The organism is Cryobacterium sp. TMT2-4, assembly GCF_004402575.1.
In the GTDB taxonomy this organism is placed as follows: domain Bacteria; phylum Actinomycetota; class Actinomycetes; order Actinomycetales; family Microbacteriaceae; genus Cryobacterium; species Cryobacterium sandaracinum.
Genome location: NZ_SOGE01000001.1, coordinates 166,755 through 185,597, shown reverse-complemented (window position 1 = coordinate 185,597; position 18,843 = coordinate 166,755). Strand labels below are relative to the sequence as shown.

Below are 18,843 nucleotides of genomic sequence, written 5' to 3'. Positions count from 1 at the left end.
CTTACTCGTCTCCATCCTGGACCAGGTCCCACGGGCTCGAAAGCGTACCGCGGATGGCGGTCGCCGCCGCGACCAGCGGGGAGACGAGGTGCGTGCGCCCGCCCTTGCCCTGACGGCCCTCGAAATTGCGGTTGCTCGTGGAAGCGCACCGCTCGCCGGGAGCGAGCTGGTCGGGGTTCATGCCGAGGCACATCGAACAGCCGGCGAAGCGCCATTCGGCGCCGAAGTCGGTAAAGATCTTATCGAGGCCCTCCGCCTCGGCCTCGATGCGCACCCGCGCAGAACCGGGCACCACCAGCATCCGCACGCCGGGGGCCAGGCTATGGCCCTGGATGATGTTGGCGGCGGCGCGCAGGTCCTCGACCCGACTGTTGGTGCAGGAGCCGAGGAAGACGGTGTCTACCCGGATCTCCTTCATCGGGGTGCCAGCCGCCAGGTCCATGTACTCGAGGGCGCGTTCGGCGGCCGAGCGCTCGTTGGCGTCGATGATTCCGGACGGGTCCGGCACGGTATCGCTCAGGGACACGCCCTGCCCGGGGTTGGTGCCCCAGGTCACGAAGGGTTCGAGAGTGTCGGCGTCGAGCAGCACCTCGGCGTCGAACACAGCGCCGTCGTCGGTGGCGAGGGTGTCCCAGTAGCCGACCGCGTCGAGCCAATCCTGGCCTTCCGGGGCGTGTGCGCGACCCTGAAGGTAGTCGTAGGTGATCGCATCCGGGGCCACCATGCCCGCGCGGGCGCCGGCCTCGATCGACATGTTGCAGATGGTCATGCGACCCTCCATGGACAGGGCGCGGATGGCGCTGCCGCGGTATTCGAGCACGTAGCCCTGGCCACCGCCGGTGCCGATCTTCGCGATCACGGCGAGGATGATGTCCTTGGCCGTCACGCCGGGGCGGAGAGTGCCGTCGACGGTGATCGCCATGGTCTTGAAGGGTGTCAGAGGCAGAGTCTGGGTGGCCATCACGTGCTCTACCTCGCTTGTGCCGATGCCGAGCGCCATGGCCCCGAAGGCGCCGTGGGTGGAGGTATGCGAGTCGCCGCAGACGACGGTGATGCCCGGCTGGGTCAGGCCCAGCTGCGGTCCGACGACGTGCACGATGCCCTGCTCGATGTCGCCGAGCGAGTGCAGGCGAATGCCGAATTCCTCGCAGTTGCGCCGCAACGTCTCGATCTGGGTGCGGCTGGTGAGGTCGGCGATGGGCCGGTCGATCGCCAGGGTCGGCGTGTTGTGGTCTTCCGTGGCGATGGTGAGATCGGGGCGGCGCAGAGGGCGTCCGGCCAAGCGCAACCCGTCGAAGGCCTGCGGGCTGGTGACCTCGTGCACGAGGTGCAGGTCGACGTAGATCAGGTCGGGCGTGCCGTCTTCGCCCTTGGCGACGAGGTGTTTGTCCCAAACCTTTTCGGCCAGAGTACGCGGACGTTCTTCCAGCAGTGGTGCGTCAGTCATGTGTGTGCGTCTTCCTCAACGATGGGTATGCAGCCAACCAGAAACTCCACGACGAGAGAGGCCTCAGAACTGGGACTCGTCGCGGCAGGGAAGAGGGAGTCGACGCAGCAGCACCCTGACAGACTAACACTGTGCGTGTGCGAGCTTTGCCTGACGCCCCTCATTCGAGGGTGCTTTCCGCTGTGTCCACGACGTCACTCTATCTGTGGCGCGCTGCTTCGCCCGTGTCGGCGGTGTCGTCCTGCTCGGGGTTGCCCAGTTCCGACTCCACATAGACGACCGTCACGTTGTCGTGTCCGCCGTGGGCCAGAGCCGCGTCGACAAGCACGTCTGCGCGGGACCGGCTGGGCAAGCTATCACCGTCATAGGATGCCAGGATCTTCGCGATCTCGGCCGCGCCGAGTTCCTTGGTCAGTCCGTCGGAGCAGATCAGGAACGTGTGCCGCCCGGACGCCGGTAGCAGCCACACGTCGGCGTCCACGGACTCGTCGGCGCCGATCGCGCGGGTGATCACGTTGCGTTCCGGATGCTGCTCCGCCTCGTCACTGGAAATGAGACCCGCGTCGGCCATCTCCTGCACAGCGGAATGGTCGACGCTCAGCTGCGCCAACGTGTGCCCGTCCCAGGTGTAGACCCGCGAGTCGCCGACGTTGAAGGCCATCCAGTGGAAGCCGACGTCGTCGCCGGCGTCGACGAACGCGATGCCCGACAGCGTCGTACCGGACACCGCGGTGCCGTAGTCGTCGACGGCGCTGAGGTCGCGCACCGCATCGTTCGACGAGTGGATGGCGTCGAGCACGCGTTCCGGGGTCGAAGGTGCGTCGCAGGCGATGTGTTCCTCGAAGACCCGCACGACTGTCTGGCTGGCCACGTCGCCCTGGGCATGACCACCCATGCCGTCGGCGACCAGGAAGACCGGGGCCTGGGCCAGGAAGCTGTCCTCGTTGACCTTGCGCTCGCGGCCGACGTCGCTCCGGGCACTGAACACGAACCGCGCACGGGTTGCGGGGAGCACCAGTTCGCTCTCACTCTGCGAGACCACGTCAGCTCCTGTGTTCGAGTGCGTGCGAGGCACGTCGGCGAATGTCACTCCTCGACGAAGTGGGGGATCTCCTCGGCGAGGGTGTGACCGCGCCGGCGAGCATCCCGCCGAGCCTTGATCAGGCTGGCGATGGTGGCCACGGCCATGGAAACCACGATCACCCCGAGAGAAGTCCAGGTGTCGATCTCCGGAGCCCAGCCCACGCCCTCGCCGCCGTTGATGAAGAAGACCTCATTGTTGTGCAGGGCATGGAAGACAAGCTTGACGCCGATGAAGAACAGGATGAATGCGATCCCGTAATTGAGGTATTCGAGGCGTTCGAGCAGCCCGCCCAGCAGGAAGTACAGCTGACGCAGCCCCATCAGGGCGAACACGTTCGCGGTGAACACGATGAAGGGGCTCTGCGTGATGCCGAAGATCGCCGGGATGGAGTCGAGGGCGAAGACCAGGTCGGTGGTGCCGATCGCGAGGAGCACGATCAGCATGGGGGTGAAGACCTTCTTGCCGTCGACCAGGGTGCGCAACTTCGAACCGTCGAAGGTCGACGAGATGTTCATGTGTCGGCGCAGGAAACGGATCAGCCCGTTGTCGGCCTCGTCCACGTCGGGCTCTTTTGCGACCGCCTGGTGCACGGCCGTGTAGAGAAGGAACGCGCCGAAAATGTAGAAGATCCAGCTGAAGTTCTCGATCAGCTGGGCTCCGAGCAGGATGAAGATGCCGCGCAGCACCAGCGCGATGATGATGCCCACGATCAGCACCTCCTGCTGGTACTTCCGGGGCACCGAGAACCTCGCCATGATGATGACGAAAACGAACAGGTTGTCGATGCTGAGGCTGTACTCCGTGAGCCAGCCGGCGAGGAACTGCCCCGCGTGCTCGGCGTCGCCCAGGACCAACATCAGCAGGGCGAAGATCAGGGCCAGTCCCACGTAGAAGGCAACCCACAGGCTGGCCTCGCGCATCGAGGGCACGTGCGGCCGCTTGAAGACGATGAGGAGGTCGGCAACCAGGATGAGCGTCAGGACGACGAGCGACCCAATCTCAAACCAGAGCGGGAGAGCAATTTCCATGCGCGTAGAGCCTTTCAATGAAGGGGATGCTGGAGGCAGCAGGAAACCTGAGAGTCTCTCCCGTATCGATGGATCGATACCGCCGTGTCGGGCCCCTGCGCCGCGGCCCGTGTTGACGTTCACGGCGAGGTGCCCGAAACGGGCACGGGGATACTCCCCTTCACTCCGTGGAGTCTACCGGGGTCTCGCTTAAATAAGACACCCGGTGCCCCTCGAAAAGAAGGAAACCGGGCTGGTGTGACCCCAGCGGGATTCGAACCCGCGTTACCGCCGTGAGAGGGCGATGTCCTAGGCCGCTAAACGATGGGGCCGTTTTGCAACTCACCTAATATGCCACACGCCGATAGCTAAAACCAAACTGAGCGGCTCAGGCGTGCACGAGCAGGGCTTTGGGTACCACGTCGACCTGCACCGGCATCGCCCCGACCCTCTCCCCGTCGGCGTAGGCGGCGACCCGGTCGGCGTCGATCCAGATGCTGCAACACCGGGTGATTTCCACCTGCGGCAGGGTTGTATGCGTGCCCGAGAATACCTTCGGGAAGACGCGGAGGAAACCCGCCCGCGACAGCGGGGCCACGATGAAGAGGTCCAGCAGGCCGTCGTCGATCACCGCACCCGGAACGACGCGCATGCCGCCGCCGATCGACACGTTGTTGGCTACGGAGATCAGCATGGCCCGCATCCGGCGTGGCCGGCCGTCGACGGTCAGCCGGTAGGAGATGGGCCGAAACGTCGTCAGCACCAGCAGGATGGCCAGGGTGTAGCGGCTCTTCTCGCGGGGCCGGCGCATCCGGTTGGCCCGTTCGTTGACCACGGCGTCGAACCCGGCCGAAAGCACGCCCGCGAACCAGATCGTCGTGTCGCCGCACCGCACCCGGGCGGCGTCTATGGCCCGCGGCGGGCGGGTGAGGGCATCGAGCAGGTGACGGATGGCAGCATCCGTGTCGTCGACCGGGATCCCCAGCCCGCGCGCGAGGTCGTTGCCCGTGCCGCACGGCACAATGGCCAGGAATCGACTCGTACCGGCCAGGAGGTTGGTGCCAAGGCTGACCATCCCGTCGCCGCCGACGACCACGAGCGCGTCGACCCGCGACACCAGTGCGCCCTGGACGTCGCGGCGAAGCGCGTCGAAGCTGGGGGCGCTCAGACTGGTCACCTGGTGGCCGGCCACGACCAGGGCCTGGGCAACCCGAGGGCCGACGTCCCTGCGGCGACCGAAAGCGGCGGCGGCGTTGATGGCGACGACGAGGTGAAGACATGGAGGCACCGCTCCAGTATGGTCTCAGCTTGCAGCGCTCTGGGATTGGGTATTAGCTCAATCCATGAAACTGACGAAACTCGAGCACGCGGCTTTGATTCTTGACAAGGCCGGCCAGAAGTTATTCATCGATCCCGGCTCGTTCACGAGCCCGCTCACCGACACCGCCCGAGCTGTCGCCGTCGTGCTCACCCACGAGCACCCCGACCACTGGACCCCGGAACAGCTGGACCGCATCATCGCCCTGAACCCCGACGTGGCGATCTTTGCCCCGGCCGGGGTCGCGGCCGCCGCCGCCGGCTATCCCGTGACCGTCGTCAGCGCGGGCGACACCGTGGAGGCCGGGCCGTTTCGGCTGCGCTTCTTCGGCGGCACGCACGCCATCATCCACAAAACGATCCCGGTGATCGACAACCTCGGCGTACTCGTCGACGAGGAGCTCTACTACGGCGGTGACTCGTTTGCGATTCCGGAAGGCGTGACAGTGCAGACCCTCGCCGTTCCGGCCGGCGCGCCCTGGCTCAAGATCAGCGAGGTGATGGACTACGTGCTGGCCCTCGAGCCGCGCCGCACCTTCCCCACCCACGAAATGGGACTCTCCCGGGGTGGCAAGGAACTGTCCAACGCCCGGATTCAGTGGGCCACCGAGCAGAACGGCGGCGAGTTCTTCCCGCTCGAGCCGAACGAGTCCCTTGACCTGTGATGTTTGACGCTCCTTTCGGGGGGTAGCCCTGTAGGAATCCCACAAACGATATATAGTCAGCGCGGAATGCGTTAGCCCTGGCCCCGAACTTTTCCGGGCTTCGGTTCGTGGCTTCTCCCCACTGCTACGGTCGTGTCACTTCGGCGCGCCACCGTGCCGCACGGCCGTGAACCACCGGCCGTGACGTCGGAGTCTGACCGCGCACCGCACACCACACCATGCGAGTTCCGGCATGCTCGCATGCCTGCTCACGTCTTTCAAGGAGCCTCAATGACGAGATCTGACCGTGCACTATCCCGCCCAGGCACCATTGGCATTCGCTCCACTGTGGCCGGGCTCAGCCTCATGCTGGTCATGCTGCTGACGTTCTTCTTCCTGACCACCGGGCGGCTGGCCAGCGGCGCCGGAGAACTCTCCACCGGAGCCGTCACGGTGGAAACCGGCTCCCTGAAAGTCACCGGCGGCGCGGCACAACTCGCCGTGGGCGCCGAGACGCTGTCGGAGGGCGCGGCCGCCGCGGCCGCCGGTGCGACCGACCTCCAGGCCGGGGCGACCCGGGCCAACACGGGCGCCATCAGCCTGGCGACAGGTGCGGCGAACGCTTCGGCCGGCGCCGGCACCCTCCTCGACGGAGCACTCACGAGCGTCAGCGGCAGCACCAGGCTGGTGCTCGGCGCCGAATCGGCCGCACGGGGCGCGGAGACGCTGTCCGCCGGCGCCGCCACCGCCGCCAGCGGAGCGAGCGCTCTCGCCGCCGGTGCCGGAGCTGCTGCGACCGGTGCGGCGACTCTCGCCGCCGGCGTCGCCACAACAGGGACCGGCGCCATGAAAGTCTCCGCCGGCGCAACGCAGGTTGCCGCGGGTGCGGCAACCCTGGCCACCGGCGCCGGCCAGGCTGCCCTCGGCGCCAGGACGGCTCGCGACGGCTCGGTCCTGCTCGCCGTTGGAACGGCATCCGCCGCCCAGGGCACGAACCAGGCCCGGCGCGGCGCCGAGGCCCTCGCGCTGGGGGCGACCGAGCTCAGCGACGGAGCCCGCAGAGTCGCTGCGGGAGCCACGAGGCTGGATGCCGCACTCGCCACCCTGGCCGACCAGGTCGAGGCGGACACGATCACCCCGGACGCCCTTCTGGCCACTCTCCAGGGGCTGAGCTCCGCCGCCTCCAGCCTGCACACGGGCACCACGGGGGTTGAGTCCGGGGCTGTTGCCCTTCGGGACGGTTCGGCCGTCCTCCGCGACGGATTGACGCCCCTGAGCGAGGGCACTGCGGTGCTCCAGACGAGATCCGCAGAACTGCGCGACGGGCTCACAACCCTCGCCGCCGGCGCGGCCCAGGTGTCCGGCGGAGCTGCCGCGGTGGCCGCGGGGACAGGTGCCGTCGCGACGGGGGCCTCGGAACTCCAGGTCGGTACGCGGGCCCTCACCGCCGGTTCCGAACGGGTTGCGGCCGGCACCAGCGTGGTTTCCACCGGTGCAAGCTCCCTCCAGGGCGGCACCAGCCGAGTAGCCGCCGGCGCCTCGTCGTTGTTCACGGGAGCGACGACCCTGGCAACTGGCGCTGTGAGTCTCGCCGACGGCGCAACCCGCATCTCGGTCGGCGCCGGGTCATTGACCGACGGCACGCAGACCCTCGCGGCGGGGGCGTCCACGCTGGTCGCCGGCACCACTGCGCTCGAAACCGGGTCCACTGCCCTGGCCGAGGGCACCGAGAAGGTGTCGGACGGATCCGGGACGCTCCTCGACGGTGCGAACACGCTCGCCGCCGGCACCGCCGAGCTGAGCGCCGGCTATGCCAAGGTGGCCGCGGGTTCAGGCAAGCTGGCCGATGGCGCCGAGACGCTGAGCTTCCATCGCTCGGCTCCCGGGATCATGGTCCTGATCGGATTGGTCCTGGCAGGGGCAACCGTCTGGCTGGTCCGCCGCCTGAGAATGGGGCGCTGACCGAGAACCGATAGGCCGCGGGGCCTGGATCCACTGATCCGGGCCCCGCTTTGTCCGGCCCAAAAACCAAAGAAGGGATGCACCGCCCCTGCACAGGGCGCACCCAGCTGACGCGGCATCGGTGCAGCTACTGTAATTTTGATGGCTCTGCACACGTGCGACCCGATGACTTCTCCCCCGAAGGATGCTGCCCCTATGACTGTTCCCGTTCTCTCGGCCCAGAACATCGGCAAGTCCTATGGGAGCGGGGCGAACCGTTTCGACGCGCTCAAGGGAGTCTCCGTCGACATCCGCGCCGGTGAATCCGTCGCCATCGTCGGCAAGAGCGGGTCCGGCAAGTCCACGCTCATGCACCTGTTGGCGCTGCTGGACGCCCCGGACAGCGGCGCGCTGCTGGTCGAGGGAACGGATGCGAAGAAGCTCAAGGGCAAGGAGGTGAACCGGCTTCGCAACCAGGACTTCGGGTTCGTCTTCCAGCAGTTCTTCCTCACCGCCAATGCGAGTGTGCTCGAGAATGTCGTGCTCCCCCTGAAGATAGCCGGGGTCAGCCCGAAGGCGCGCAGGGCGCGCGGAATGAAGGCCTTGGAGCAGTTGGAGCTGGCCGACAAGGCGAAGAACAAGGCCATGAACCTCTCCGGCGGGCAGAAGCAGCGCGCGGTCATCGCCCGGGCCCTGGTCAACAACCCGAAGGTGATCTTCGCGGACGAACCGACCGGCAACCTCGACACGGCAACCGGAGCCGTCGTCGAGGACATCCTCTTCTCCCTCAATAAGGACAAGGGCATCACGCTCATCATCGTCACCCACGACATCGATCTCGCTGCCCGCTGCGACCGCCAGATCTTCATCCGGGACGGGATCGAGGACATCACCAGATCTCCTGAAGCCATCTCGAAGCCCGAGGGAGCGCGCGCATGAAATTCGTCGACATCATCACATCCGCGATCGCGAACAGTTTTCGCAGCAAGCTCCGCACCGGCCTGACCGTCATCGCCATCTTCATCGGCGCGTTCACGCTCACCATCACCAGCGGCATCGGCACCGGGGTGACGAGCTACATCAACAGCCAGGTCTCGGCGATCGGTGCGGCGGATGTGCTCACGGTCTCCAAGACCGACGACGCCGCGGCGACGGAGAGCGACGGACCGGCGGCGTATGACCCGGAGAAGGCCACCACGATCAGCCTGGGCAACGGCTCGCGCCCCGGTAGCACCATCCAGGCGCTCACCGACGCCGATCTCGACACGATCAAGGCCACCAGCGGCATCCTCGGCGTCGACCCGGCGGTGCAGGTGACGCCCGACTTCATTGAGTACGACGGCAGCGGAAAGTTCGAGCTGACCGTGAACGCGCCCGCCACCCTCACCACGGCCGACCTGGCGGCCGGGGCTCAACTGGACAACGAGAGCGCCACCGACCAGCTTCTGCTGCCGACCACCTACCTCGACGCGCTGGGCTTCAGTACCCCGGAGTCGGCCATCGGCCAGACCGTCTCCATCGGCATCACTGATTTCGCGGGCACCCCGCAGCAGGTTCCGGCCACCATCGTCGGCGTGCAGAACGAGACCATCCTTGGCGCTGGGGCCGGCCTCAACCAGCCGCTGACGGACCGGCTGCACGACGTCGAACTCGCCGGCACCCCCGCCGGGGCACCACAGAGCTACGCCAGTGCGACCGCCCGGTTCGACCTGGACGCCTCCGACGAGGAGATCGTCGCGATCAAGGCCGACCTCGCCGACCAGGGCTACGCCTCGCAGACCGTCGCGGACCAGATCGGCTCGTTCGAAACCGTGATCAACGTCATCATCGGCGTGCTCAACGCCTTCGCCGTGATCGCGCTGATCGCCGCCGGCTTCGGCATCATCAACACGCTGCTGATGAGCGTGCAGGAACGCACCCGGGAGATCGGGCTGATGAAGGCTATGGGCATGAACGGCGGCCGTGTCTACGCTCTGTTCAGCACCGAGGCCGTCTTCATCGGCTTCCTGGGCAGCGCCCTGGGCGCGCTCGTTGCGGTGGGCGTCGGTTCGGTGATCAGCAACATCCTCGCTACGACCGTGTTCGAGAACCTGCCCGGACTTCAGGTCGTGCAGTTCGCGCCGAGTTCGATCGCCATCATCATCGGCGTCGTCATGTTGATCGCCTTCCTGGCCGGTACCCTGCCCGCCCGGGCCGCGGCGCGGCAGAACCCGATCGACGCCCTGCGGTATGAGTAGCACGGGCCCGAGCGGTGCGGGCCCGAACGGCCCCGGTCCGGCCGGCCCCGCCGCCGACCTGGGGCTGCGCGCCCGCAAGCGCGCGGCCACCCAGTCGGCGCTGGAGCGGGCCGCCATCTCGCTGGCGCTCGAGCACGGCTACGACCGGGTGACGGTCGACATGATCTGCGAGGCGGCCGTGGTCTCGCCGCGCACCTTCTTCAACTACTTCGGCACGAAGGACGGCGCGTTCCTCGGCGGCGCGCCGCCTCAGCCGACGGATGCCGAGCACCAGGCGTTCGTGCACGGCACCGGCCGGGACGTGCTGGGCGACCTCGTCGAAATGATCGCTGCCGCCGTGGCCGACCACTCCCCCGACACGGAACTTCTCCGTAGCCGCAGGGTGCTGATCGAGCGCACCCCGGAACTCCTCACCGGGGAGACGTCCCGCATCGCGGAGCTGGAGGAGCATCTGGTGCAGCTGGTCCTCGACCGCTTCCACGTCCAGGGGCGCACCGAGACGGGCACCCCCGATCTGGCCGACGAGGCCAGAATGGTCGTCGCCCTCGCGGGCAGTGTCATGCGCTACTCGATGCAGAAGTGGTTCTCCGGCGGCTTCACCGGCAGCCCCGGCGAGTTACTGCACCACTCCCTCGCCCTGGTGCAGCGCCTGACGGGGACGGCTGTTCCGGCGCCCCGCTAAGCTAACGGGCGCCGCAGCGTCGCAGTGCCCGCAACGGGCATCCATCGTGACGTAATCTCGGAGATTTTCGGGAAACCCCGGTTTTCGCGCCCGGCTGAGCGGCGTCTTGCGAAAATCTCCGAAGTTAGCGCGGGGTGGCGCACCGGGTCTCGACGAGCTCGAGCGCCGAACGGGAGCCTCCGGACGTCGGGTCGCCGCTTCTCGACGAGCCCGACCACCGGTTGCTCGACCGGCGGCAGGCCAGGAACGCTCGCGGCGCTACGCGGTGACGAGCTCGCGCCAGTCGGCCAGCGGCAGGCCGTGGGCTTCGGACACGGAACGGTTCGTGACCGCTCCGGCGGCGACGTTCAGGCCGAGGGCCAAGGCGTCATCGCGCTCGAGCGCCGCCTTCACGCCAAGGTTGGCCAGTGAGAGGGCGTACCGCAGGGTGACGTTGGTCAGCGCGTAAGTCGACGTGTTCGGCACGGCGCCGGGCATGTTGGCGACGCAGTAAAAGATCGAGTTGTGAACGCGGTAGGTCGGGTTTTCGTGCGTGGTCGCGTGGGTGTCCTCGAAGCAGCCGCCCTGGTCCACGGCAATGTCGACCAGCACAGAGCCGGACTTCATGCGCGCCACGAGAGCGTTGGTGACCAGCTTCGGGGCCTTGGCGCCCGGGATCAGCACGGAGCCGATGACCAGGTCGGCATCCGTCACGGCATTCTCGATCTCGTAGGAGTTGGACGCGACGGTTTTCAGCCGGCCCTGGTACTGCGCGTCGAGCTGGCGCAGCCGGTCGATGTTGATGTCGAGGATCGTGACGTCGGCGCCGAGGCCCATTGCCATGGCGGCCGCGTTGGTGCCGGCGACGCCGGCGCCCAGCACGACGACCTTCGCGGGGCGCACCCCGGGCACGCCGCCGAGCAGCACGCCCTTGCCGCCGGCCGGGGCCATCAGGGACTGCGCGCCGACCTGCACGGCCAGTCGGCCGGCCACCTCGCTCATCGGGGCCAGCAGCGGCAGCGCGCGGTTGGCGGTCTGCACCGTCTCGTAGGCGATGGCGGTGACGCCGGCTTCGGCGAGGGCGCGGGTGAGGTCGGGCTCGGCGGCCAGGTGCAGGTAGGTGAAGAGGATCAGACCCTCGCGGAAGCGCTGGTACTCGGAAGCGACCGGTTCCTTAACCTTCATCACCATGTCGGCGCGGGCCCAGATCTCGTCGGCGGAGTCGACCAGCTCGGCGCCGGCCACGTGGTACTCGTCGTCGGTGATGTGCGATCCGAGGCCGGCACCCTTTTCGACCAACACGGTGTGACCGGCGGCCAGGAACTCGTGCACGCCCGAGGCTGTGATGGCTACGCGGAATTCGTTGTTCTTGATTTCCTTGGGTACACCGATGATCATGGCCGACTCCGTTGCTCAGTACTGCTCAATTGAACTTGTGACAGGGGGCTGCGGCGCCACTTTCGACAGTGAACCGCAGCGGGGTCAAGACTAAATCCACCAATTCGGCCCGAACCGCACGCCGCCGTCGGGCCTGAGGTCCAGCGGCGGAGACCGATGCCGACAACGGCTCCACCGCAGCATAAATAAGCCTTGCGTTCAGGGGTTTTCCTGGTGATCCCGGTCGGCTTCGCTCCGGACCGCACCGGTTACCGAAATGAAGAACCGCTTTGTCACTCGACAGTTGTCGCGCGTCAACCCGGCAAGCGTCGCCTGATGTCCGTTTCCGGCCTGCTCCGGCCCCCTAACATTGAGCCAATGAGAACCGCGGAAATCGAAGACCTGGTCGAACACCTCGCGGCCGGCCTTGACCGCGCCCTCTCGCTCGAGGATCTCGACGGAGGCCTGCTGGCGTACAGCCGGGACCAGCCGCTCGCCGACAGCGTGCGGGTCAATTTCCTGTTGAGCAAGAGGGTGCCCGCCGACGTCAGCGCCTGGCAGTTGCAGCACGGAATCAGCACAGCGGTCCGTCCCGTCGCCGTCCCCGCCAACGCCGCGCTGGGCATGCTCGGCCGCGTCTGTGTGCCGCTGATGGTGCGGGGGTTCCGGGTCGGCTACCTGTGGGCGATGCAGGGGTCGCACGACGAATCCCCGGAGGCGATCCTCCGTGAGCTACCCGCCGTGCGCGGCCAGCTGGACCGGCTGGCCGAGACCCTGCTCGACAGCAACACCGCCGAATCCGAGCACCGCCGGCAACGTGAGGCCCTATTCCTGGCGGCCTGCCAGGCGGAGACATCCGCCATCGAGGAGATCGCGGGCTGGCCGCAGATTCATGGGACCGGCCCGTGGCATCTCGCCACCCTGATGCCCCGCCCCGTCGAGCAGGCCGACGGCGGCGACGCCACGCCCGATTTCGCCGCCGGCGTTCTGCTCCAGCGGATCTCGGCGCTGCACGCCACGGTCGGCATCGACGCGGCCCGGTTCAGCGCCGGCACCGAGACCCACGCGGTTGTGCTGCTGCGCGATTCAGCGGGCAAGGTGGCACACACCGAGATGCTTCACCGCTATCGGTACGAACTCGCCCGGCGCGGCGGCACCCCCGAACGCCCCGACCTGATGGGCTTCAGCGAGGTGTTCACCGATCTCAGACGGTTCCCGGATGCCTACATCCAGTCCCGCAAAGCGGTGCAGGCCGCCGCCGTCGACGCTCGGTTGGGCACCATCGCCGATTTCCGCCAGATCGGCGTCTACCAGTTCCTCGCGGCCAGCAGCCGCAACCTTTCCCCCGTGGAATCGGTCTACTTCACCGAGCTGCGGGACTTCGACGACAACCACGAGTTGCTTCCGATGCTGGAACTGCTCTACGACACCGACGGGTCGGTTCAGGATGTCGCGGCGGCCCTGCACCTGCACCGCAGCAGCATCTACAACCGGCTGGCGAAGATCCGCACCCTGATCGGCGCTGACCCGCTGGGCGGCCAGGTGCGGCTGGAACTGCACCTCGCGATGAAGGCAGACCGCTGGTCGCGGCGGCCGCGGATCTAGCGCCGGACGAGCGTGGCCTTCTCTGCTTGAACGTCGGCCTTCCACTCCACGATCCGGGCCTGCTGCAGCGGCGCCTTGCGGTTGACGTACCACGCGGCGCCGAGGGCCAGAAACCAGACCGGGGCCACGACCAGCGCGAGGCGCGTGTCGTCAGCCTGGCCCAGGGCCCAGAGCATGAAGGCGAAGAACGCCAGCACGACCCAGGGCATGAACCGAGCGCCCGGCATCCTGTATTTCGAGGCGGCGTGCAGGTGGGGACGGCGGCGCAGGAAGGCGAGGTAGCTGACCATGATGATGGACCAGACGAACATCGTCAGCACAGATGCCACCGAGGTGACAAGCGTGAAAGCGCCCATGAAGGAATCACCCGTGTACAGCAGCACCAGCCCGGCCAGCAGGAATATGCAGGAGAACAGCAGGGCGTTCCTCGGCACCTTGCGGCTGCTCAGCGTGCCGAAGGTCTTCGGGGCATTGCCGTCCTGCGCGAGGCCGTAGACCATCCGGGAGGTCGAGTAGATGCCGGAGTTGGCACTCGAGGCGGCGGAGGTGAGCACGACCAGGTTGACGACGATGGCCGCGACCCCCAGCCCGGCGAGGGCGAACATGCCGATGAAAGGGCTGCTGCCTTGGTCGATGGTGCGCCACGGGTTGACCGACATGATGATCACCAGGGCACCCACGTAGAAGAGCAGCAGCCGCAGCGGAATGGTGTTGATGGCTCGGGGCAAGTTCTTCTCCGGGTCCCTCGTCTCCGCGGCCGCGGTGCCGACAAGCTCGATTCCGGCGAAGGCGAAGATGGCGATCTGGAAGCCGAGCACGAAGCCGGCGACGCCGTGCGGGAACATCCCGCCGTCGTTCCAGATGTTCTCGAAGCCGGCCACGGCACCCGACGGGGAGGTGAAGTGCGTAATGATCATTACCAGGCCGGTTCCGATCAGGGCCACGATGGCGGCGACCTTGATCAGCGCAAACCAGAACTCGGCTTCACCGAACGCCTTGACGCTCGGCAGGTTGAGCAGGATCAGCGCAACCGGAGTGAGTAGCGCGGGGATCCACAGCGGCGTGCCCGGTGCCAGCACGTCGACGTAGCCGGAGATGGCCACGATGTCGGCGACGCCGGTGACCACCCAGAACGCCCAATATGACCAGCCGGTGAAGAAGCTCGCCCACGGGCCGAGCAGGTCACCGGCAAAGTCGCTGAACGACTTGTAGTTCAGTTTGGACAGCAGGATCTCGCCCATGGCCCGCATCACGAAGAAAAGCATGAAGCCGATGATCATGTAGACGACGATCACGGCCGGCCCGGCGAGGGAGATGGTCTTGCCGGCGCCCATGAATAGCCCGGTTCCGATCGTGCCGCCGATGGCGAGCATCTGGATGTGCCGCCGACTCAGCGAGCGAGCAAGGCTCGGATCCGCGTGCGAGTCTCGGGCTGCGGCCCCGGTAGGTGAGGTTCCGGGTACCGCGGTGGTGCGTTCAGGCATGGGGCTTCTTCCTCAAAACGGCACAGACGCAGCCACCCAGAGGACGACCGTGTCAACCCGTTGGGGCCTCACGGTTGTGAAGCGGCCCGACTCGGGTTCTGAAGTAGCAACGCTACGTCCTCGGGCGGGCGTCCCCCGAACCCGGGTGGCAGCCGAGGCGCACCCCAGCCCGCACCCCGCGGCCGCGGGCCAGACCTGATCGACAGGTGTCGAGCATCCGCGGGCCAAACGTCGTCGGCTGTTCGGGCGTGGTGATCCCAACCGGACACAGGGTCAGGACAAGATGTCTTTGGTGGAGAACCGGCCGTAGGCCAGGGTACCGAACACGGCGATGTAGCCCAGTTGCAGGAGCACGTTGTCGCCGAACGAGCCCAGGTCCATGGGCTGCCGCAACAGGTCGGCGAAGCCCAGCCAGTAGTGGCTGAAGAGCCACGGATCCAGCCACGACAGTTGCGGGAGCACGTCGAGGATCTGCACGACGACCGATACCACGACCGTGGCGGCCATCGCCCCCACGGGAACATCGGTGAGGGTGGAGATGAACAACCCGATCGCCGCGAAGCCGAGCAGTGAGACTGTCACGTAGAGCGAGATCAGCCCGGAGCGCAGCAGCGATTCCGGCACGCTGATCACATCGCCCGAGAGCAGCGTCACCGGCCCGACCGGGAACAGTGCGGCCCCGATCAGGGTCCCGGCCACCGCAAGGGTCAACGTCGCGGCCAGGCAGAACACGGCGACGCCGGCGTACTTGACGAGTAGCAGGCGCAAACGCCCGGCCGGGGCCACGAGCAGGTAGCGCAGGGTGCCCTGCCCGGCCTCCCCCGCGATGGTGTCGCCGGCGACGACGCCGATGGTGAGCGGAAGGAACAACGGGATGGCCACGATCATGGCGGTGAACGCCACGAACAGGCCGTTCTGGGTGACCCGGTCCAGGAAGGGCGGGCCCTCTCCCGGTGCCAAGGTCTCCGACGAAAGCCGCACGGCGACGGCGAGCAGGATGGGGATGAGAGCGATGGCGACCAGCATCGCCCAGGTGCGGCGGCGGCGGAACAGCACCGTTAGCTCGGAGCCGAGCAGGGCCGGTCCGGCTGATCGGCGCCTGCTCGGAACGCCGTTGCCCGACACCTTCGAGCTCGCCACGCTATTGGAGGACATCGAAACCTTCTCCGGTCAGGGCCACGAAACGTTCTTCCAGGCTGGATTCCTCGATCAGAAAACCGCGCACGCGCACGCCACCGGCGACGAGAGCCGTGACGATGGACTCCGGCTGCCCGGTCAGGTCGACCGACATTTCTCGGGGCAGCGGAGCCGCGACCCAGGGATCCTGCTCCGGCACGTCGCTGTGCACGGGTGCCAGACCGAGGCCGGTCAGCACGGCTGCGGCCGCGGCGGCATCCGGTGTGCGCACGCGGACCCGCGTCTGGCCCACGTGGCGCAGGTCGGCCAGCGTGCCCTGGGCCACGAGGTTGCCGCCGCTCATCACCGCGGCGTGAGTGCACATCTGCTCCACCTCGGCGAGCAGGTGGCTCGAGACGAAGACCGTGGTGCCCTCGGCCGCGAGCGACCGCACCAGGCTGCGCACCTCGCGGGTGCCCTGCGGGTCAAGCCCGTTCGTGGGTTCGTCGAGCACGAGCAGCTCGCGCGGCTGCAGAAGCGCGTTGGCGATGCCGAGGCGCTGCTTCATGCCCAGCGAGTAGGCAGCTACCTTCTTGCCGGCGGCGTGGGTCAGGCCCACGCGCGCCAGCGCCTGCTCGACCCGGGCGCCTCGCGTGCTAGACGGCGCGTTGCGGTCGGCGGTGTCGAGCCGGCGCAGGTTGGCGGCTCCGGAGAGGAATGGGTAGAACGCCGGTCCCTCCACGAGGGCGCCCACACGCGGCAGCACCGCGTGCAGACTGTCGGGCATGCTCTGCCCCAGCACGCTGATCTGCCCACTGCTGGCCTGGGTTAGGCCGAGCAGCATGCGGATGCTGGTGGTCTTACCGGAGCCGTTCGGCCCGAGGAATCCGAAGACCGCTCCGCGCGGGACGGCCAGGTCGATCTCGTTCACGGCGATCTGCTCGCCGAAGCGCTTGGTGAGACCCCGGCTCTCGATCGCGAGATCGGGAGCCGGGGTTGCGGCTGTCACTGTGTCGTGATCACTGGGCGGCGGCGGCCTGGAGCATCTCCACCGGAACGGATCCGGCGAAGACACGGCCGTCATCGGCGAGAAACACGTTGACCAGGGCTGTTGAGAATAGTCGCCCACCGTCGACCGCGGTCGCCAGTTCCGACATGAGCGGGTTGGCGTTGAGTTCGGACGGAACGGATGCCGCGGGCACTGCGACGATGGCGTCCCAGCCGCTTCCCGTCACGAGGGGAAGCTTCTCAGCCGGAATCTCAGGCTTGGCCTGGTCGGCGGGCATCTCGGTCATCTCGGGCATGACCGGAAGGGCGACCTCTTCGACGGTGGTGCCGGCTGGCGGGCTGAAGTCGAACAAATCGGCGGACGGGGTGCTGAAGTCGACGGCGGTGAAGCCGACCTGAAGAGCGGGGTCTTCCTGGCCGTCGGCGCGCACGGTGACTTGCAGCGGCACCCCCGTCTCAGAGTCGACCGAGATCGACACCGATTCGACCAGGGTCCGTGTGGTCTTGGGGGTGAGCACCAGCTCATAGGCCGTGCGACCGGCCACGGTGCCGTCGGTGCCGACCGAGACGGTGGTGCTCGGGTCGATCTCACTCAAAAAGCGCTCGGCAACCTGCGAGGGCGTCGACAGACCGGCCGGGGCAGAGTCAACTATTTCGGCGAACTTCGCCTCGGCGATGGCCCGGGCGTCGGCGGGGATGGTCAGGTGGCTGGCGGTGTTGGTCTTGGAGTCGTAGGTCCATACATCCGTGCCGTTACTCACCACGTTGCGTTCGGCCATGCGGTCCTGGATCTGCACGCGGGCTTTCGCGGGGCCGTCGGAGTCACTGCCGTCCACATAAATGCGGGCCGTGTGCGAGCCGCTGAAGAGTTCCATCACGGAGGCGAGCGCTCCGGTGGCCGCCGCCCCCGGTTCGGTCGTACCTTCCGGTGCGGATTCGGCCATCGAGTCGCTCATGGACTCGGACATGCCGGCGCTCAGGTCGATGTCGGGTAGTCCCAGCTCGGCTGTTTTCTCGACGGTGCCGGAGAACGCACTGATGGTGCTGTCACTGACCATGAGTAGCACTTGCTCGGGCGTTTTGTCGGGCAGATCGACGGCTGCACCGGCCTGCAGAGGTACAGCAATCACACCGGCGGCGATGACAACCGGAACGACGATGGCGGGAAGCCACTTGGTTGAATTGCGTGACATGATCAACGACCTGTTCCGAAACGATTCATATCCTGATGCTACGCCGGGGCTCTGACAGTCGGCTCGGAATCCCGCTGGGAGGTTGCTCACAAATAGAGACGCCGAGCCGTGAGCGGGTGAGCCCGCGAACGTCTAACCGAAGAGTTCGCCGAGCCAGTTCTCCTTTTTCTTGGGACGGTACCCGTCACGGTTGTCGTAGCCACGGTCTCGGTCGTCATAACTCCGGTCGCGCTCGCCGTACTGCGCGCGGTTGCGGGTGTCCGGATACGGCTGAACCGGTGCCCCGGCGACCGGTGGGACCGGCGCTGCCTGGGCGGCTTCCTTTTCCACGCGGTCGAGGATCTTGTCGAGTTCGCCGCGGTCCAGCCACACGCCGCGGCATTCGGGGCAGTAGTCGATTTCCACACCACTGCGTTCGCTCATCACGAGGGTGGTTGAGTCATTTGGGCACTTCATAAGATTCCTCCAGGACGTCGTGGACTTTCGATCCTAGACGCCCGACCGGACTGATCCTGAGAGTCGTCGGATGACAGAAATCGTCCCTATGGATGTTCACGGGCGCTCGCGGTGGTGTGAGGGGAGTGCGCACCAATCGCTTTCGGCGGTAACGGTTTCACGGATGGACAACTCCGTCCTGAACGAATTCGACGGAGATTTTGGCTCTCCTGCTTCATCCGTGGGTGTTGCGGAGCGCCTTAACGGCCGCACGCCGCTTCCTGTCT

General features: G+C 67.1%; 16 protein-coding genes and 1 tRNA gene. 6 read left to right on the top strand and 11 right to left on the bottom strand.

Features of this window, described 5'->3' with window-relative positions:
* Nucleotide 1: 1 nt before the first annotated feature.
* From leuC to E3O54_RS00925, 5 genes are all read right to left on the bottom strand, one after another.
* On the bottom strand, nucleotides 2-1,447 hold the full coding sequence (leuC, locus tag E3O54_RS00945; RefSeq protein ID WP_134371627.1) for a 3-isopropylmalate dehydratase large subunit: 1,446 nt from the start codon (nucleotides 1,445-1,447) through the stop codon (nucleotides 2-4).
* 199 nt (nucleotides 1,448-1,646) lie between these two features.
* The gene (locus E3O54_RS00940) at nucleotides 1,647-2,489 is read right to left on the bottom strand and encodes a PP2C family serine/threonine-protein phosphatase (protein WP_241976700.1); all 843 of its coding nucleotides are present in this window, start codon (nucleotides 2,487-2,489) and stop codon (nucleotides 1,647-1,649) included.
* A gap of 44 nt (nucleotides 2,490-2,533) precedes the next feature.
* Nucleotides 2,534-3,559, bottom strand: a complete 1,026-nt coding sequence (locus E3O54_RS00935; protein ID WP_134371629.1) for a TerC family protein — start codon at nucleotides 3,557-3,559, stop codon at nucleotides 2,534-2,536.
* 238 nt (nucleotides 3,560-3,797) lie between these two features.
* A tRNA-Glu gene (locus E3O54_RS00930) sits at nucleotides 3,798-3,870 on the bottom strand.
* A gap of 56 nt (nucleotides 3,871-3,926) precedes the next feature.
* Nucleotides 3,927-4,826, bottom strand: a complete 900-nt coding sequence (locus E3O54_RS00925) for a diacylglycerol kinase family protein (RefSeq protein ID WP_134400743.1) — start codon at nucleotides 4,824-4,826, stop codon at nucleotides 3,927-3,929.
* A 55-nt stretch (nucleotides 4,827-4,881) separates the two neighbouring features.
* Here E3O54_RS00925 and E3O54_RS00920 point away from each other — a divergent pair, with 55 nt between their 5' ends.
* From E3O54_RS00920 to E3O54_RS00900, 5 genes are all read left to right on the top strand, one after another.
* The gene (locus tag E3O54_RS00920; RefSeq protein ID WP_104103016.1) at nucleotides 4,882-5,520 is read left to right on the top strand and encodes an MBL fold metallo-hydrolase; all 639 of its coding nucleotides are present in this window, start codon (nucleotides 4,882-4,884) and stop codon (nucleotides 5,518-5,520) included.
* A 270-nt stretch (nucleotides 5,521-5,790) separates the two neighbouring features.
* Nucleotides 5,791-7,461: a hypothetical protein gene (locus E3O54_RS00915; protein ID WP_134400742.1), complete on the top strand. Its 1,671-nt coding sequence runs from the start codon at nucleotides 5,791-5,793 to the stop codon at nucleotides 7,459-7,461.
* 195 nt (nucleotides 7,462-7,656) lie between these two features.
* Complete coding sequence (locus E3O54_RS00910; protein ID WP_134371635.1) at nucleotides 7,657-8,379, top strand: ABC transporter ATP-binding protein; 723 nt, start codon at nucleotides 7,657-7,659, stop codon at nucleotides 8,377-8,379.
* Complete coding sequence (locus E3O54_RS00905; RefSeq protein ID WP_104103007.1) at nucleotides 8,376-9,677, top strand: ABC transporter permease; 1,302 nt, start codon at nucleotides 8,376-8,378, stop codon at nucleotides 9,675-9,677. Before E3O54_RS00910 ends, E3O54_RS00905 begins: the two co-directional genes overlap by 4 nt.
* Entirely contained in the window at nucleotides 9,670-10,359 is a 690-nt protein-coding gene (locus E3O54_RS00900; RefSeq protein WP_134400741.1) for a TetR/AcrR family transcriptional regulator, read from the top strand. Before E3O54_RS00905 ends, E3O54_RS00900 begins: the two co-directional genes overlap by 8 nt.
* Before the next feature lie 258 nt (nucleotides 10,360-10,617).
* On the opposite strand, the gene ald is transcribed toward E3O54_RS00900, so the two are convergent.
* Nucleotides 10,618-11,736: an alanine dehydrogenase gene (gene ald / locus E3O54_RS00895; protein WP_134371639.1), complete on the bottom strand. Its 1,119-nt coding sequence runs from the start codon at nucleotides 11,734-11,736 to the stop codon at nucleotides 10,618-10,620.
* A 357-nt stretch (nucleotides 11,737-12,093) separates the two neighbouring features.
* Here ald and E3O54_RS00890 point away from each other — a divergent pair, with 357 nt between their 5' ends.
* On the top strand, nucleotides 12,094-13,320 hold the full coding sequence (locus E3O54_RS00890; RefSeq protein WP_134371641.1) for a CdaR family transcriptional regulator: 1,227 nt from the start codon (nucleotides 12,094-12,096) through the stop codon (nucleotides 13,318-13,320).
* Here the strand turns inward: E3O54_RS00890 and E3O54_RS00885 are convergent.
* From E3O54_RS00885 to E3O54_RS00865, 5 genes are all read right to left on the bottom strand, one after another.
* Nucleotides 13,317-14,804, bottom strand: a complete 1,488-nt coding sequence (locus tag E3O54_RS00885; protein WP_134400740.1) for an amino acid permease — start codon at nucleotides 14,802-14,804, stop codon at nucleotides 13,317-13,319. The genes E3O54_RS00890 and E3O54_RS00885 overlap by 4 nt on opposite strands.
* A 273-nt stretch (nucleotides 14,805-15,077) precedes the next feature.
* On the bottom strand, nucleotides 15,078-15,959 hold the full coding sequence (locus tag E3O54_RS00880; protein WP_104102992.1) for an ABC transporter permease: 882 nt from the start codon (nucleotides 15,957-15,959) through the stop codon (nucleotides 15,078-15,080).
* Complete coding sequence (locus E3O54_RS00875; protein ID WP_233191527.1) at nucleotides 15,946-16,929, bottom strand: ABC transporter ATP-binding protein; 984 nt, start codon at nucleotides 16,927-16,929, stop codon at nucleotides 15,946-15,948. Before E3O54_RS00875 ends, E3O54_RS00880 begins: the two co-directional genes overlap by 14 nt.
* Nucleotides 16,930-16,939: 10 nt before the next feature.
* Nucleotides 16,940-18,121, bottom strand: a complete 1,182-nt coding sequence (locus E3O54_RS00870; RefSeq protein ID WP_134400739.1) for a DUF2092 domain-containing protein — start codon at nucleotides 18,119-18,121, stop codon at nucleotides 16,940-16,942.
* A gap of 132 nt (nucleotides 18,122-18,253) precedes the next feature.
* A complete protein-coding gene (locus tag E3O54_RS00865) occupies nucleotides 18,254-18,577 on the bottom strand; it encodes a zf-TFIIB domain-containing protein (protein WP_104102983.1) in 324 nt (107 codons plus the stop codon).
* Between the last annotated feature and the right edge of the window lie 266 nt (nucleotides 18,578-18,843).

Excerpts from the sequence above, each read along its gene's own strand:
- leuC (WP_134371627.1), bottom strand. The coding sequence starts at position 1,447 with ATGACTGACGCACCACTGCTGGAAGAACGTCCGCGTACTCTGGCCGAA.
- E3O54_RS00935 (WP_134371629.1), bottom strand. The coding sequence starts at position 3,559 with ATGGAAATTGCTCTCCCGCTCTGGTTTGAGATTGGGTCGCTCGTCGTC.
- E3O54_RS00920 (WP_104103016.1), top strand. The coding sequence starts at position 4,882 with ATGAAACTGACGAAACTCGAGCACGCGGCTTTGATTCTTGACAAGGCC.
- E3O54_RS00915 (WP_134400742.1), top strand. The coding sequence starts at position 5,791 with ATGACGAGATCTGACCGTGCACTATCCCGCCCAGGCACCATTGGCATT.
- E3O54_RS00910 (WP_134371635.1), top strand. The coding sequence starts at position 7,657 with ATGACTGTTCCCGTTCTCTCGGCCCAGAACATCGGCAAGTCCTATGGG.
- E3O54_RS00905 (WP_104103007.1), top strand. The coding sequence starts at position 8,376 with ATGAAATTCGTCGACATCATCACATCCGCGATCGCGAACAGTTTTCGC.
- E3O54_RS00900 (WP_134400741.1), top strand. The coding sequence starts at position 9,670 with ATGAGTAGCACGGGCCCGAGCGGTGCGGGCCCGAACGGCCCCGGTCCG.
- ald (WP_134371639.1), bottom strand. The coding sequence starts at position 11,736 with ATGATCATCGGTGTACCCAAGGAAATCAAGAACAACGAATTCCGCGTA.
- E3O54_RS00890 (WP_134371641.1), top strand. The coding sequence starts at position 12,094 with ATGAGAACCGCGGAAATCGAAGACCTGGTCGAACACCTCGCGGCCGGC.
- E3O54_RS00885 (WP_134400740.1), bottom strand. The coding sequence starts at position 14,804 with ATGCCTGAACGCACCACCGCGGTACCCGGAACCTCACCTACCGGGGCC.
- E3O54_RS00880 (WP_104102992.1), bottom strand. The coding sequence starts at position 15,959 with ATGTCCTCCAATAGCGTGGCGAGCTCGAAGGTGTCGGGCAACGGCGTT.
- E3O54_RS00870 (WP_134400739.1), bottom strand. The coding sequence starts at position 18,121 with ATGTCACGCAATTCAACCAAGTGGCTTCCCGCCATCGTCGTTCCGGTT.
- E3O54_RS00865 (WP_104102983.1), bottom strand. The coding sequence starts at position 18,577 with ATGAAGTGCCCAAATGACTCAACCACCCTCGTGATGAGCGAACGCAGT.